This is a genomic window from Bradyrhizobium sp. sBnM-33, from assembly GCF_032917945.1.
GTDB lineage: Bacteria > Pseudomonadota > Alphaproteobacteria > Rhizobiales > Xanthobacteraceae > Bradyrhizobium.
The window spans coordinates 6,006,579-6,019,980 of sequence record NZ_CP136624.1; the positions used below are offsets into that span (position 1 = coordinate 6,006,579).

12 protein-coding genes are annotated in these 13,402 nt (G+C 62.1%); 8 read left to right on the forward strand and 4 right to left on the reverse strand.

Annotated features, from left to right (window positions below):
* The first annotated feature begins 20 nt into the window (after nucleotides 1–20).
* Complete coding sequence (locus RX328_RS28290) at nucleotides 21–1,271, forward strand: SAM-dependent methyltransferase (protein ID WP_213250002.1); 1,251 nt, start codon at nucleotides 21–23, stop codon at nucleotides 1,269–1,271.
* 20 nt (nucleotides 1,272–1,291) lie between these two features.
* On the opposite strand, the gene RX328_RS28295 is transcribed toward RX328_RS28290, so the two are convergent.
* Complete coding sequence (locus tag RX328_RS28295; protein ID WP_213250000.1) at nucleotides 1,292–1,498, reverse strand: transcriptional regulator; 207 nt, start codon at nucleotides 1,496–1,498, stop codon at nucleotides 1,292–1,294.
* Nucleotides 1,499–2,073: 575 nt separating this feature from the next.
* On the opposite strand from RX328_RS28295, the gene RX328_RS28300 reads away from it, so the two are divergent.
* On the forward strand, nucleotides 2,074–3,573 hold the full coding sequence (locus RX328_RS28300) for a replicative DNA helicase (protein WP_213249998.1): 1,500 nt from the start codon (nucleotides 2,074–2,076) through the stop codon (nucleotides 3,571–3,573).
* 48 nt (nucleotides 3,574–3,621) lie between these two features.
* Nucleotides 3,622–4,857 carry an alanine racemase gene (gene alr / locus RX328_RS28305; RefSeq protein WP_213249996.1) on the forward strand — a complete coding sequence of 412 codons (1,236 nt, stop codon included), beginning with the start codon at nucleotides 3,622–3,624 and terminating at the stop codon, nucleotides 4,855–4,857.
* A 198-nt stretch (nucleotides 4,858–5,055) separates the two neighbouring features.
* On the opposite strand, the gene RX328_RS28310 is transcribed toward alr, so the two are convergent.
* Nucleotides 5,056–5,277, reverse strand: a complete 222-nt coding sequence (locus tag RX328_RS28310) for a hypothetical protein (RefSeq protein ID WP_213249994.1) — start codon at nucleotides 5,275–5,277, stop codon at nucleotides 5,056–5,058.
* A 48-nt stretch (nucleotides 5,278–5,325) separates the two neighbouring features.
* Between RX328_RS28310 and RX328_RS28315 the strand changes: the two genes are divergently transcribed.
* Complete coding sequence (locus tag RX328_RS28315) at nucleotides 5,326–6,096, forward strand: exodeoxyribonuclease III (RefSeq protein ID WP_213249993.1); 771 nt, start codon at nucleotides 5,326–5,328, stop codon at nucleotides 6,094–6,096.
* Nucleotides 6,097–6,112: 16 nt separating this feature from the next.
* On the opposite strand, the gene RX328_RS28320 is transcribed toward RX328_RS28315, so the two are convergent.
* Both RX328_RS28320 and RX328_RS28325 read right to left on the reverse strand, forming a co-directional pair.
* Complete coding sequence (locus tag RX328_RS28320; protein ID WP_213249991.1) at nucleotides 6,113–8,377, reverse strand: spermidine synthase; 2,265 nt, start codon at nucleotides 8,375–8,377, stop codon at nucleotides 6,113–6,115.
* Between the two features lie 125 nt (nucleotides 8,378–8,502).
* A complete protein-coding gene (locus tag RX328_RS28325; protein WP_213249989.1) occupies nucleotides 8,503–8,952 on the reverse strand; it encodes a cupin domain-containing protein in 450 nt (149 codons plus the stop codon).
* A 160-nt stretch (nucleotides 8,953–9,112) separates the two neighbouring features.
* Here RX328_RS28325 and RX328_RS28330 point away from each other — a divergent pair, with 160 nt between their 5' ends.
* From RX328_RS28330 to RX328_RS28345, 4 genes are all read left to right on the forward strand, one after another.
* A complete protein-coding gene (locus tag RX328_RS28330; protein ID WP_213250085.1) occupies nucleotides 9,113–9,841 on the forward strand; it encodes an adenylate/guanylate cyclase domain-containing protein in 729 nt (242 codons plus the stop codon).
* 146 nt (nucleotides 9,842–9,987) lie between these two features.
* Nucleotides 9,988–10,710, forward strand: coding sequence for a sulfite exporter TauE/SafE family protein (locus tag RX328_RS28335; protein WP_213249987.1), 723 nt, complete (start codon nucleotides 9,988–9,990; stop codon nucleotides 10,708–10,710).
* A 132-nt stretch (nucleotides 10,711–10,842) separates the two neighbouring features.
* Nucleotides 10,843–11,727: a prohibitin family protein gene (locus RX328_RS28340; RefSeq protein WP_213249985.1), complete on the forward strand. Its 885-nt coding sequence runs from the start codon at nucleotides 10,843–10,845 to the stop codon at nucleotides 11,725–11,727.
* A 168-nt stretch (nucleotides 11,728–11,895) separates the two neighbouring features.
* Nucleotides 11,896–13,299, forward strand: coding sequence for an adenylate/guanylate cyclase domain-containing protein (locus tag RX328_RS28345; protein ID WP_213249983.1), 1,404 nt, complete (start codon nucleotides 11,896–11,898; stop codon nucleotides 13,297–13,299).
* Nucleotides 13,300–13,402 lie beyond the last annotated feature (103 nt).

Sequence of the window (13,402 nt, forward strand, 5' to 3'; positions counted from 1 at the left end):
GTCGTTCCATTGGTGCATCGATGGATCGTTTGTTGCGTTATTTCCTGAGTCAGTTCATTCGCCGCGGCACGATGAATTTCACGTCCGCGAGCGGGGCAAAGTTTACCTGCGGGGATCGAACCGGCCGCCCGGCGTCTGTGCGGTTCCTGAGTGAGCGGACGCAACTCCGCATTCTTCTCAATCCCGAACTGGCGCTTGGCGAAGCCTATATGGACGGCTCGTTCGTGGTCGAGGACGGCTCGATCGCCGACGCACTCGAAATCCTGCTCGGCCAGCCCGACATGCTGCCACGCTGGGCCAAGCTGCAATGGTGGCTGCGCTATTTCAGCAGGCACGCGAGACAGTTCAATTGGCGGGGCCGGGCGAAAAACAATGTCGCCCACCACTATGATCTGGACGGTCGGCTCTACTCGCTCTTCCTCGACGCCGACCGGCAATATAGCTGCGCGTATTTCGAAGCGCCGGATATGACGCTCGACGACGCCCAGCTCGCCAAAAAGCGTCACCTTGCTGCCAAGCTTCTCGTTGGGCCCGGCGATCGCGTGCTCGACATCGGCTCAGGCTGGGGTGGCCTTGGTCTCTACCTGGCCGAAATGACGGGCGCCAATGTTACCGGAATCACGCTGTCGTCGGAACAATTGCAGGCCTCGAATGCCCGCGCCGCTGAGAAGAACCTGACGGGGTCGGCAAGATTCCTGCTGAGCGACTACCGCGATATTGTCGGCCCGTTCGATCGGATCGTGTCCGTCGGGATGTTCGAACATGTCGGCATCGACTTCTATGAAACCTACTTCCGGCGCTGCGCCGAACTTCTCAGCGACAACGGCATCATGGTGCTGCACTCCATCGGCCGCTCAACGGGGCCCGATGTGACGAACCCATGGATCATGAAATACATCTTCCCGGGCGGCTATATCCCCGCCCTGTCAGAGGTCATCCCCGCGATCGAGAAAGCCGGCTTTCTGGTCTGCGACATCGAAATCCTGCGGCTGCATTATGCGGAAACGCTGAAGGCCTGGCGGGAGCGCTTCATGGCGCGGCGCGAAGAGGCGGTGCGCCTCTATGACGAGCGTTTTGCGCGGATGTGGGAATTTTATCTGGCGGCGTCGGAAATGTCATTCCGGAAGCAGAACCTGATGAATTTCCAGATCCAGCTCACCAAGCGTCAGGGAATTGTGCCGATGACGCGCGACTACATCGCCCGGGAAGAAGCAAAGCTGCGCGGGATGGAAATCGGAAAGCAGCCGCGGCTGCAGTTGGCCGGCGAATAGGCCATCGCAAAGGCGGTGGGTCAGTTTCTCAGGCTATAGGCGGAGGCGTAAGGCGTGCGGGCCAATGCCGGGCGCGCGAGCTGGGCTCGCAACGCGGCAAGCAACTGGGCATCACAGGGTTCGTCACGCCGTTCCGCGCGCGAAACCTCTTCCATGGCGTCGATCAGCATCGACAGCCACAAACGCTGGGCGCTTGCCGATCGCCATCCCTGAACTTGCTGACCCATCGCCTGTTCCTTTTGGTCGGTGCAACTGGCAACTCGAAAATCGCCGGCCCGTTCCCGATTTCGTAACCTATTCATTCTGCGGCGAAGAAAATCACACCCGATGTGATCTACTTCACAGAGTCCCTCGGCGGGTCCGTCGTACATCTCCGCCCATGAGCCGGCATACCTACCCAGCCCCGTTCGATTCCGACATCAGGATCGACTACGCTTTGATCGCCATCGGCGTGGCTGCCGCTCTGTTCGCGTTCGTCTATCTGATCCTGGTTTGATCAACGCTTAAGATCAGGGCTCGAAACGCCTCCTGCCTTCGGATATGTCGGCCCAAGTCGCGCCAAGGTTCAGACTCCCCTAAGATCTTGCCTGGCATTTTTACAAAAGCGCTCCGGCAGCGCCGGACGGGCGCCGCTTCTGGTCCAACTCCGTCAAGGGCCTGCTCAGGATTCACACGGGGCATTGTGTGAATCGGGCATAAGGCCTACTCGGACTTTCGGATCGCCTGCACGTGGCGCTTTATCGCTGCCCCACTTCCGCAAGCGACCTGACAAAAACCAAAAACCTAAAGATCATTACAAACTATGGCTCTGACTGATTCGAACGTTCTCAAGCTCGCTCCCGACGCGGGAACTCCGGTCTATCGGAGCGCCCCGCATAACATCGAGGCTGAACAGAGCCTGCTGGGCGCCATCCTGGTCAATAACGACGCGTTCTACCGCGTTTCGGACTTCCTGGAACCGAAGCACTTCTTCGAGCCGATCCATCAGACCATTTTCGAGACCGCCGGCAGCCTGATCCGGATGGGCAAGGTCGCAACGCCCGTGACATTGAAGACCTTCCTGCCGGCCGATACCGATATCGGCGGCATGACGGTTGGTCAGTACCTCGCGCGTCTCGCGGCCGAGGCCACCACGATTATCAACGCGCAGGACTATGGCCGCACGGTCTACGACATGTCGCTGCGCCGCGACCTGATCCGGATCGGTGAGGATATGGTCAATGTCGCCTTCGATGCGCCGGTGGATTTTGCCCCGCGCGCGCAGATCGAGGACGCCGAGCGCCAGCTCTATGAACTCGCCGAATCCGGCCGTTATGACGGCGGCTTCCAGCGCTTTTCGCAGGCGCTGACGACCGCCGTCGACATGGCGGCCAAAGCCTTCCAGCGTGACGGAAGTCTGTCGGGCATCGCCACGGGCTTGCGCGACCTCGACAGCAAGATGGGCGGGCTGCAGGCGTCCGACTTGATCATCGTCGCCGGCCGCCCCGGCATGGGCAAGACGTCGCTCGCCACCAACATTGCCTACAACATCGCCAAGGCGTACCGCGCCGAGGTTCAGGCCGATGGCAAGATGAAGACCGTCAACGGCGGCATCGTCGGCTTCTTCTCCTGCGAAATGTCCGGCGAACAGCTCGCCACCCGTATCCTGGCCGAACAGACCAGCATCGCCTCCAGCATGATCCGACGCGGCGGCATTACCGAAGCCGACTTCGAGAAGATCCGCGATTATTCGATCGAACTGCAGTCGCTGCCGCTCTATGTCGACGAGACCGGCGGTCTGTCGATCTCGCAGCTCACGGCGCGTGCGCGCCGGCTGAAGCGGCAGAGGGGCCTCGACCTGATCGTGATCGATTACATCCAGTTGCTGCAGGGCTCGGGCAAGCGCTCGGACAATCGCGTGCAGGAAGTGACTGAAATCACCACGGGCCTCAAGGCGCTCGCCAAGGAACTCAACGTTCCGATCATCGCATTGTCGCAGCTCTCGCGTCAGGTGGAAAACCGCGACGACAAGCGCCCGCAACTGGCCGACTTGCGTGAATCCGGTTCGATCGAGCAGGACGCCGACGTCGTGATCTTCGTGTACCGCGAGGAGTATTACCTCGCTAACAAGGAGCCGCGGATCGGCACCCCCGAATACGAAAAATGGCAGCTCGATATGTCGCTGGTACACGGCAAGGCCGAAATCATCATCGGCAAACAGCGCCACGGCCCCACCGGAACGGTGGAAGTGCAGTTCGAGGGCCAGTTCACCCGGTTCAGCGATCTGGCGCAGGACGGCAGCCTGCCGGATCGTGGCTATTGAGCGCCGGGCGCAGTTGAACCGCAGCGTTCCGCCGCGTAAAACTGCGGCATGAACATTGCCCCCGATCCCAAATCCATTCCCCAAGGCACCCTGCTCTCGCCCGAGGCGAACCAGGCGGCCGCGCTTGCGACCGCAACCGGCGTGCTGACGGTCGATCTCGACGCCATCGTCGCCAACTGGCGCAAGCTCGAGAAGACGGCGGTGCCGGCCGAATGCGCAGCCGTGGTCAAGGCGAACGCCTATGGCTGCGGCGCCGAGCAGGTCGCGCGCGCCCTCGCGGGCGCCGGCTGCAAGACGTTCTTCGTCGCCACCCTCGATGAGGCCCGCGTGGTTCGCGCCGCGGCGCCTGCGGCCGCCATCTACGTGCTCGGCGGCTTCTTCCAGAACACCGGCGAGGCCTACGCCAAGTTCGACTGCAAGCCCGTCATCGGCGACCTCAACGAACTCGCCGAATGGGACGTGTTCTGCCGCCGTTCCGGCTGGTCCGGCGGCGCCGCCATCCACATCGACACCGGCATGAACCGGCTTGGCCTCACCGTCACCGAGGCGCAGGGCATCATCCCACGCATCAATGCTGGAGATCACGGCATCACGCTGGTGATGAGCCATCTCGCCTCCGCGGAAATGCTCAACAATCCCGCCAACGCCAGGCAGCTCGCGGCCTTCCGCGAGATCGCGAGCCTGTTCTCAGGCGTCCCGGCCTCGCTGGCAAATTCGTCCGGCATCTTCCTGGGCGCCCAATTCCAGTTCGACCTGGTGCGGCCGGGCTGCGCCCTCTATGGCATCAACCCGACGCCCGAAGCCGACAACCCGATGCAGCCGGTCGTCGAGTTGAAGGCACGCATCGTGCAGATCCGCGACGTCGAGCGCGGCGATACCGTCGGCTATGGCGGCACCTGGACGGCGCGGCGTCCGACCAGAATAGCGGTCGTTTCCGCGGGCTATGCCGACGGCTATTTCCGCGCGGCCAGCGCCAATGACGGCACCCGAGGCGCCGAGGTGATAGTCGCCGGCAAGCGCTGCCCGATCGCAGGACGGATTTCGATGGACCTGACGGCGGTCGACGTCACCGATCTCGACAAGAATGCGGTGCGGCGCGGCCATTGGGCGACGCTGATCGGCGAAGGCATCACCGCCGACGAACTCGCGCATCATTTCGGCACGATCGGCTACGAAGTGCTGACCAGCCTCGGCAAGCGCTACGCGCGGGTTTACAAGGGCGGCAATGCCACTGCAGAAGTCCCTGCTCCGCCTCCAGGGGAGCCGGCTGCTCCGTCCACTTAAGTCTTCGTTCCGAATGTTCTGTCGCGGCGCTTCCGGTCGAGCCCCCGTCCACGGTCTTCTTAGGCCTCGCTGACCGCTCATAGAGCGGCGTTCGGCGGACAGCACCCGGCCGCCGAACGATTTGTCGAAATCAGGCTTGCAAGCCGCAAGTTGCCGAGGACGCGACAATCAAATCCAATGCTGGCGTGGTCCCCTGTCCTACTGTTTCTTCCGGCTGGCCAACACTTGCTTGCAGGCGTCGCTGAGCTGGTGATGCTGCTTGTTTAGACAAGCGACGACACGGCCGCCGCCGGGCAGCGTACCGGCGCAATATTTGTCATAGTCCGTCTTGCAGGCGCCGCGCTGCTCGACAGCTTGAGCAACTTCGGACCCGGAGCATCCAATGGCGAGCACGAGAATGGCGAAGCGTAGTTTCGACATGGAATCTCCAAGCGTCAGGCGAAGCACAGTGATGCCAGCTAGCTCTACATGAAGATTGCGACCTTCAACATTAATAATATCAACCGACGGCTGCCGAACCTGTTGCGCTGGCTGGGCACGGCGAAGCCCGACGTCGTTGCTTTGCAGGAATTGAAATCGACCGACGCCGAGTTCCCGATTCGGACAATCGAGAAAGCCGGCTACGGCGCGGTTTGGCGCGGACAAAAAACTTGGAACGGCGTCGCTATCCTGGCGCGTAATGCCGAGCCGGTATTGACCCGGACCGCGCTCCCCGGCGATGGCGGAGATGTCGAGGCCCGCTATATCGAAGCCGCAATTAAAGGCATCCTCGTCACCAGCATCTATCTGCCGAACGGCAATCCGCAGCCGGGGCCCAAATTCGATTACAAACTCGACTGGTTCAAACGACTGCGGTCCCACGCGGGCAAGCTGCTCAAGCAGGACATCCCCGTGGTACTGGCCGGCGATTACAATGTCGCGCCGACTGAGTTCGACATCTACCCGACAAAGTCCTGGGACAACGACGCGCTGATCCAGCCGAAGAGCCGCGCCGCGTTCAAGGCGCTGGTGGATCAAGGCTGGACCGATGCGATCCGGACCCTGCATCCGTCAAAACCGATGTTCACGTTCTGGGATTACAAGCGCAACCGCTGGCCGCGCGACGCCGGATTGCGGCTCGATCACCTGCTGCTGAGCCCGTCAATAGCGCCGCGCCTGACCGAGGCCGGCGTGGACCGGAAAATCCGTGGAGAAGAAGGCGCCAGCGATCACGCGCCAGCGTGGATCGTGCTGCGTTAGCGCGGCCGCAGTTCTCCTACCCGCCGAACTTCCTGCGCAACATGATGCCGAGAATGTTAGAATAGTCGTCGGTCCATAGCGCGCTTGTCTGGTCAGGGGGTAATGGCGTCCAGCTACCCGCAACACGTCCGGTATCGCCGGCGTCGCGCGCCATCACGACGACCCGGGCATTGGCCGCGAACGTCGTCATGAAATCGCCGGCGCGGTCATCCTCGCGGAGAAAGGTAATCAACCCCTGCGACCAGGCGACATTGGCCACCACGGGCGCGAGATCGAGGTGGCGGTTGGAAATATGCGCAATGATCACGCCGCGGTCGGAAAGCTTCGAGAGATAACCCGCGAGCGCCTCGCGCGTCAGCAGATGCACCGGAATACTGTCAGACGAAAAGGCGTCCAGAACGATCAAGTCATAGCGATCGGGTGACGCTTCCAGCGTCAGGCGCGCGTCTCCGGCAACGACGGATGCGTCCGGCGCGCAATTCGACAGGAAAGTGAAGAGATTTGGATCCCGAGCCATGCGGATCACTTCCGGATCGATCTCGAAAAACGCCCAGCGCTCTCTGGACTTGCGGTGGCAGGCCAGCGATCCCGTGCCAAGCCCGACGATGGCGACGTGCTCGAAGCCGCCATGGGCGGCGCGAGCGGCTCGGATCGCTTCGGCCAACGCACCTTCCGGATAATAATAAGTCAATGGCGTGGGCGCCCCGTTGACTGCCGTGCCGTCCTCGTTGCGCAAGCGTTGAGCGCCATGGATTGTGGTGCCATGATAGAGAACGCGCGCCTTGCCGTCGGCGATTTCGGCCACCCTGTGAACACCGAAGAAACTGCGCGCCGTCTCGATCGGCGCAATTCCCGGCCGCCAAAAAGCGGTAATGGCAAAACTCAGGACGACAAGTCCGAAGAGGCGCATCGGCTGCTGCCGTTGAAACAGCATCGCTGCCGCCATCAGCGCGAGCAGAACTTGAAACGGCAATTCCAGCGTCGCGGGCAGCTGTACGGCGGTGACACACGAGACGGCCGCCAGGACTGCGCTCAGCAGCAACCACGGCCAAAGTTCAGCCACCGCCTTGCTGATGCCGCTCGTGAAGACGCCGGGCATGCACAACAGCGTCAGCGCAATCAGGATCGGGTACTCATAGTTGCCGTTGAATATCTGGGGCGCCAGCAGGCCCGCAAACACTCCACCGATGACCCCGCCGAACGAGGTGCAAAGGTAAAATTCCGTCAGCCGCTGCGGGGCCGGACGCTGCGCGTAGAGTTCGCCGTGGCACATCAGCGTCAGCAGTGCGAACGCGACGAGATTGAGGATGATCATCGTCACCCAGAACACCTTATCGCCGCCGATCAGGCTCACCGCAAGCGGCGCCACTGCGAACGGAACAAGCCAGACGACATTGGCATGCGCGATCCACGGCCTTTCGCGGAATACGGCGACGAAAGTGAGCAGGTAGATCGCCAGCGGGACCACCCACAGGAACGGCGCAGCGGCAATGTCGGTCGTCAGATATGCGGTGACGGCGATGACGAGGCCGGAAGGCACCGCGGCCAGAGCGGCCCAACGCATTCGTTCGCCAGCGCTCGCGCTACCTTCATCAAGCGGGCCGGCCTGCGCATCGATCGCCGCCGTACGCGAAGTAAACAAGCCGGCGATAACCAAGAGCCCGGCAAACACTGCAAATCCGACGGACCAAGCCGTGGTCTGCGTCTTCAGCGTCAGGATCGGCTCGATAATAGCGGGATAGGCGAACAGCGCGGCAAACGAGCCGAGATTGGAAGCTGCGTAAAGAACGTAGGGGTTGCTCGCCCGCCTGTGCCCGCTTGCGGCAAACCAGCTTTGCAGCAGTGGCGCACTGGCCGACAGCGTAAAGAACGGAAGCCCGATCGAGACCGCAAATAATCCGAACAGCCACAGCGCCGTTCCATCCGATGGCGGAGCTAACCATCCTGGCGCGACGGCGATCGGCAGGGTCATCGCCGTTATCCCGACCAGCAGCAGATGGACCATCGCCGCCCGGCCGGGCCGCAGCAGACGGTTCAGGAAATGGGCGTAGGCATATCCCGCCAGCAGCACGGTTTGAAAGAACACCATCGCAACCGACCACACGGCCGGCGCGCCGCCGAGCTTCGGCAGCACCATCTTTGCAAACATCGGCTGGATCGAGAAGAGAAGCAGCGCCGAGACGAACAGCGTCAGCCCGTAGAGCAACGGCATCAGCCGGACGCTGGCAGCCTGCGGATCGACTGCAGGCGATACCCGGTCCGAAGCTTGGAAGAGCGACATCGATATCTCCGGCACCGGCAATTGCCAGCACGGTATCGAGCCGCCCCTAAACAAGGCTTAAAAGATGGTCGGGAATGGCGGACGCAATGGTAAACGTCGCCTTGATCCGGGCAGGACGAGCCCGCTCATCCCTTTCGCGTGTGACCCCACGCCGCGTCCCAGTCTTCGCCCGCAGCATCGATGACGCGGCCGTCGGCCTCGAAGAACTTGTTCGGCACCTGGAAGATTGCGAGCATCAGCCCGCCCTGTGGACACCACGCGACGTGGCGGCTGCCCTCTTCGCGCCAGATGAATTCGCCGGCCTTGCATTCGATGCCCTTCGCCGGACCTTCCTTGTCGACCAGAGAGCCTTCGAGCACGTAGGTCTGCTCGATGTTGACGTGCTCGTGGTCAGGCAACACCGCGCCGGGCGCGAACCGCATCAGCGCGGTCATCAGGCCGGTTTTGCGATCGAACAGCAGGGTCTTGGCCTCGCAGCCGGGAAAGCGGGTCTTCTGCCACCCCATGCTGTCGGGGCGAACCAGATGGGAATGCGTGTCTGCAGTCTGCGCATTTGCCGGCGTCGCAGCGTCCATGGCGATCCTCCGTTCTGCTTGTTTTGCCGCGATCCTAGCAGCTTTGCCTCTCGCCGCCAGCCAGCAGGTGCGCGCTGCGGCGTCCTTGCCCGCACCTGCGGCCGACTGTAGGATCGACCAGCCAGCCAAACGCGCAATGTACGGATGAAAAATGGCGGCTCTGCAACAGGCAAGAATCTGCAAGGGGTGCTGGGAGCAGATGCATGTTCCGGTGCCGCTTCGCGGCGTGATCTCCGCGCCATTTCGCGCGTTCGGCATTCGTCCGAGCCGGATGAATCCCAATACGTGCACCATCTGCGAGCTGATGTTCACGAAGGTGATGCGGGCCCGCAAGATCACCATCGACGCAACCATCATGTTTGCCGATCTGCGCGGCTACACCAGTCTGTCGCAATCGCAGTCAGCCGATGCCGTCTCAGGACTGCTCGACGCATTCTATGATGAATGCGCCAGCGCGATCTGGGAGCACGACGGGCTCCTCAACAAGACGATCGGCGACGCTGTCATGGCGGTGTTCAACTTTCCCCTGCATAGGGAGGAGCATGCCAGAAACGCCGTGCTGGCGGCGCGGCAAATTCAGACGAACTGGCGCGAGCGGCGTCAAACGCTTGTCGAAGCGCATGGCCTCACCGCGGACAAGCTGGGGATCGGCATCGGCATCCATTCCGGCGAACTAAGTTTTGGCGAGTTCGGCCGATCTCACCGGGACCTGACGGCGATCGGCACCGTCGTCAACACCGCCTCCCGGGCCCAGTCGGTTGCCGAAGCCGACCAGATCCTGGTGACAAAGGCGGTGTTTGACCGCGCCCAACCGGATTTGAAAGACAGCCCTTCGAAGGCATTTCAGCTCAAGGGATTCGACGTCCCGATCGAGCTCTACGCCGCCTAGCGTGAGCTGGCGGTTCTGCTGGTCACCGCGATAGCAGCTTCCCTCGATTGGCACGATCGACTCCTTTCCGAGTAATATCTAGACCTCGCTACCCGAGCCTGCTGCCACCATGATGTCGGCATCAGGGAATCGCGAAAGACTGCAGCTTGGGCTTCCTCTTCGTCCTCACAGTCGGCCTTGTCGCCGGCATCATCTCGGGCATCGTCGGCACCGGCTCGTCGATCATGCTGATGCCCGTGCTGGTCTATCAATATGGGCCGAAGGAAGCCGTTCCGATCATGGCGGTCGCCGCCGTCATGGCGAACCTGTCGCGCATCCTCGCCTGGTGGCGCGAGGTCGACTGGCGCGCCTGCCTCGCCTATTCGGCCACGGGGATTCCCGCCGCCGCGCTTGGCGCGCGGACGTTGCTCGCACTGCCCTCGCACGCCGTCGACGTCGCGATCGGCCTGTTTCTCATCGCGATGGTGCCGGTTCGGCACTGGCTGGCCCGCCATCAGCTCAAAGCGCAGCTCTGGCATCTGGCGGCCGGTGGCGCCGTTATCGGCTATCTCACGGGCATCGTGGTTTCGACCGGGCCGCTCAGCGTGCCACTATTTCTGTCTTACGGTCTAACTAAGGGAGCCTTCCTCGCCACCGAGGCCGCAAGCTCGCTCGGGCTTTACCTGAGCAAGTCGGTCACGTTCGAACGCTTCGGCGCGCTGACGGCGGATGTCGCTCTGAAGGGCCTGATTGCGGGCTCTTCCCTCATGTTCGGTGCCTTCATCGCCAAGCGCTTCGTGCTGCGTCTTCAGCCCGACGTCTTTCGGCTGTTGATGGATGGCATCATGCTGGCCGCCGGTCTCACCCTGCTATGGACGGCATTTTCGTAAGTATTCGGCGCACCGCCTGAACCATTCCCCATCAGTGGCCGACCAAGTGACGCGTGTCACATCCAGTCCGCAGGTGACCACAGATCAATGCCGGACATGGATTCGCATCACCCACGTCTGGAGAGACTTAAAATGCCCAGGGGAATCATCGGCGCCATCGTCGCCGTCATTGTCATTGCCATCATCGCCGCGGGAAGCTGGTACACCGTCGACCAGACCGAGCGCGGCGCGAAGCTGCGCTATGGCGCGGTCATCGGCACCGCGCAGCCAGGCCTTGGCTTCAAGGTCCCGCTGATCGACAGCGTCGAAAAGGTCAGCGTCAAGACCTTCACCTATACCTGGGACAAGATGAATTCGTATTCCTACGACCAGCAGCCGGCCGACCTCAAGATCAGCGTCACCTTGCGAGCCTCACCGGACAAGGTGGCCGATCTCTATGCCAAGTTTGGTGGGCTGGACACCGCGGTCAAGCAAGTGGTCAGCCCCGCCGTCAACCAGCAAGTCAAAATCGTGTTCGGCCGCTACACGGCCGTGAAAGCGATTCAGGAGCGCGGGCCGCTGAACTCCGCGATCAAGGACGCCATCACCGCTTCGCTGAAGGACGATCCGATGATCACGATCGAAAGCGTCCAGCTCGAAAATATCGAGTTCAGCGCAAACTATCTGCATTCGATCGAGCAGCGCATGCTGGCCGAGGTCGAGGTGCAGAAGCTGCAGCAGAACGCCGAGCGCGAAAAGGTGCAGGCACAGATCACCGTCACCCAGGCCACCGCCAAGGCCAACGCCGTCCGCGCCGAGGCGCAGGCCGCGGCCGACGCGCTGCGGCTGAACGGCGAAGCCCGCGCCACCAATATCAGGATCACCGGCGAAGCCGAAGCCGCCGCCATCGAAGCCCGCGCCAAGGCGCTCGGCACCAACCCGAACCTCGTCACGCTGGTGCAGGCCGAACGCTGGAACGGCGTGCTGCCGACTACGATGGTGCCGGGCTCATCGGTACCGTTCGTGTCGGTGAAATAGAGCCGAATCGCGTGGCGGGCGCATTCCTGGTTGGACGTCGAAGCGTCGCCCTTCATTTTTTCAAATGGCTAGGACGCACGCGCTCCGGTAGTATCATGCTGGCGTGAACGGCGCCGGGAGCCGTGGCATGATGCATCATCCGATACGTTTAGTTTGGGGACGGGTGTCTTGAGCGCATTGGTGGAAACGGCCGATATCACAAATCTCCGAAGCGAAGCCGCCGGGCGAACCGATGCCCAGCAAGACACCCTAAAATTCGCCGAAGCCGCCATTGCCGATAGCAAGCGCCAAGGGCTGCTGCTCGCCGTTCGGGCCCGCTGGATCGCGCTGGCGGTAATTGCCGTTACCCTCCCGATCATCAACCCGAACTGGGACGTGATTTACTACATCGTGCTGCTCGGCCTTTTTGCCGTGATCGGCTGGGCCCAGCTCAAGGTCGGCAAAGTGGGCCGTTCGCGGCCGGAGCTTTTCCTGATCTTTTGCGATCTTGCATTACTTACTTTCCTCACCGTCGTGCCCAATCCGTTCAGTGCCGAGAACTGGCCGGTCGGCATGCAATTCCGTTTCGAGACTTTCATCTATTTCTTTGTCTTCCTGGCAACCGGGACCCTTGCCTATTCGTGGCGAACGGTATTCGCGATGGGATTCTGGACCTCGGCCGTATGGGCGATCGGCGTCGGCTGGGCCTATCTGCAGCCCGAAACCCATGCGGAGCTCTCGGAACGCGTGCGGGCCGCCGTCGGCTCCGACGTCAGGATGTTCGACATCATCAACCCCGCAGCGATCGGCATTCCCGTGCGATTCCAGGAAATCACGGTATTCCTGATCGTCGCCATGACGTTGGCGCTGGCGGTACGCCGCTCCAACGCCCTGCTGATCAGCCACGCCGGGATCGAACGCGAGCGCGCCAACCTGGCACGTTATTTTTCACCCAATGTCGTCGATGAATTGTCGGGCAATGACGAGCCGCTGACACGGGTTCGCACCCAAGACGTCGCGGTGTTGTTTGCCGATATCGTGGGATTCACCGCCTACGCCGATGGACGAGACCCGAAAGAGGTCATCGACACGCTGCGGCAATTTCATGAGCGAATGGAAAGGCAAGTGTTCCAGCACGGCGGAACGCTCGACAAATACCTCGGCGATGGCCTGATGGCGACGTTCGGCACGCCGTTCGCCGGCGATTCCGACGCGCTGAACGCCTTGCGTTGCGCGCGGGGCATGATCACCTCGATCGCCGAATTGAACAGAGAACGGCACGATCGCAACGAGCCGCCGATCCAGGTCAGCGTCGGATTGCACTATGGCCAGGTCGTGCTGGGGGATATCGGCCTCAACCGGCTCGAATTCGCCGTGATCGGCACCACCGTGAATGCGGCGAGCCGGCTTGAGTCGCTTACCCGCGAATTTGGATGCGCCATCGTCGTCAGCGACGTACTGGTGCGGCAGGCCCGGGCCGAATCGAGCCATTCGAGCGCCGACTTCGCGTTGCTTGTCGAGCAGCCGGCACAGCTCATTCGTGGTCTCGAGCAACCGGTCATCATCTGGACGTGTGCGAATGTCGCTCCATGACGGCCTGAATCGCGCGATGGATGCCTTGGCACTCATCGCGCCCCTCGGCTTCTTTTCATGCTATGAGTCGCCGCCCGTTCCACCGAGACTGCTATTTCCCCTC

What these genes read in the sequence shown, in the direction of transcription:
- RX328_RS28290 (WP_213250002.1), top strand. Translation starts at nt 21, where the DNA reads ATGGATCGTTTGTTGCGTTATTTCCTGAGTCAGTTCATTCGCCGCGGC.
- RX328_RS28295 (WP_213250000.1), bottom strand. Translation starts at nt 1,498, where the DNA reads ATGGGTCAGCAAGTTCAGGGATGGCGATCGGCAAGCGCCCAGCGTTTG.
- RX328_RS28300 (WP_213249998.1), top strand. Translation starts at nt 2,074, where the DNA reads ATGGCTCTGACTGATTCGAACGTTCTCAAGCTCGCTCCCGACGCGGGA.
- alr (WP_213249996.1), top strand. Translation starts at nt 3,622, where the DNA reads ATGAACATTGCCCCCGATCCCAAATCCATTCCCCAAGGCACCCTGCTC.
- RX328_RS28310 (WP_213249994.1), bottom strand. Translation starts at nt 5,277, where the DNA reads ATGTCGAAACTACGCTTCGCCATTCTCGTGCTCGCCATTGGATGCTCC.
- RX328_RS28315 (WP_213249993.1), top strand. Translation starts at nt 5,326, where the DNA reads ATGAAGATTGCGACCTTCAACATTAATAATATCAACCGACGGCTGCCG.
- RX328_RS28320 (WP_213249991.1), bottom strand. Translation starts at nt 8,377, where the DNA reads ATGTCGCTCTTCCAAGCTTCGGACCGGGTATCGCCTGCAGTCGATCCG.
- RX328_RS28325 (WP_213249989.1), bottom strand. Translation starts at nt 8,952, where the DNA reads ATGGACGCTGCGACGCCGGCAAATGCGCAGACTGCAGACACGCATTCC.
- RX328_RS28340 (WP_213249985.1), top strand. Translation starts at nt 10,843, where the DNA reads ATGCCCAGGGGAATCATCGGCGCCATCGTCGCCGTCATTGTCATTGCC.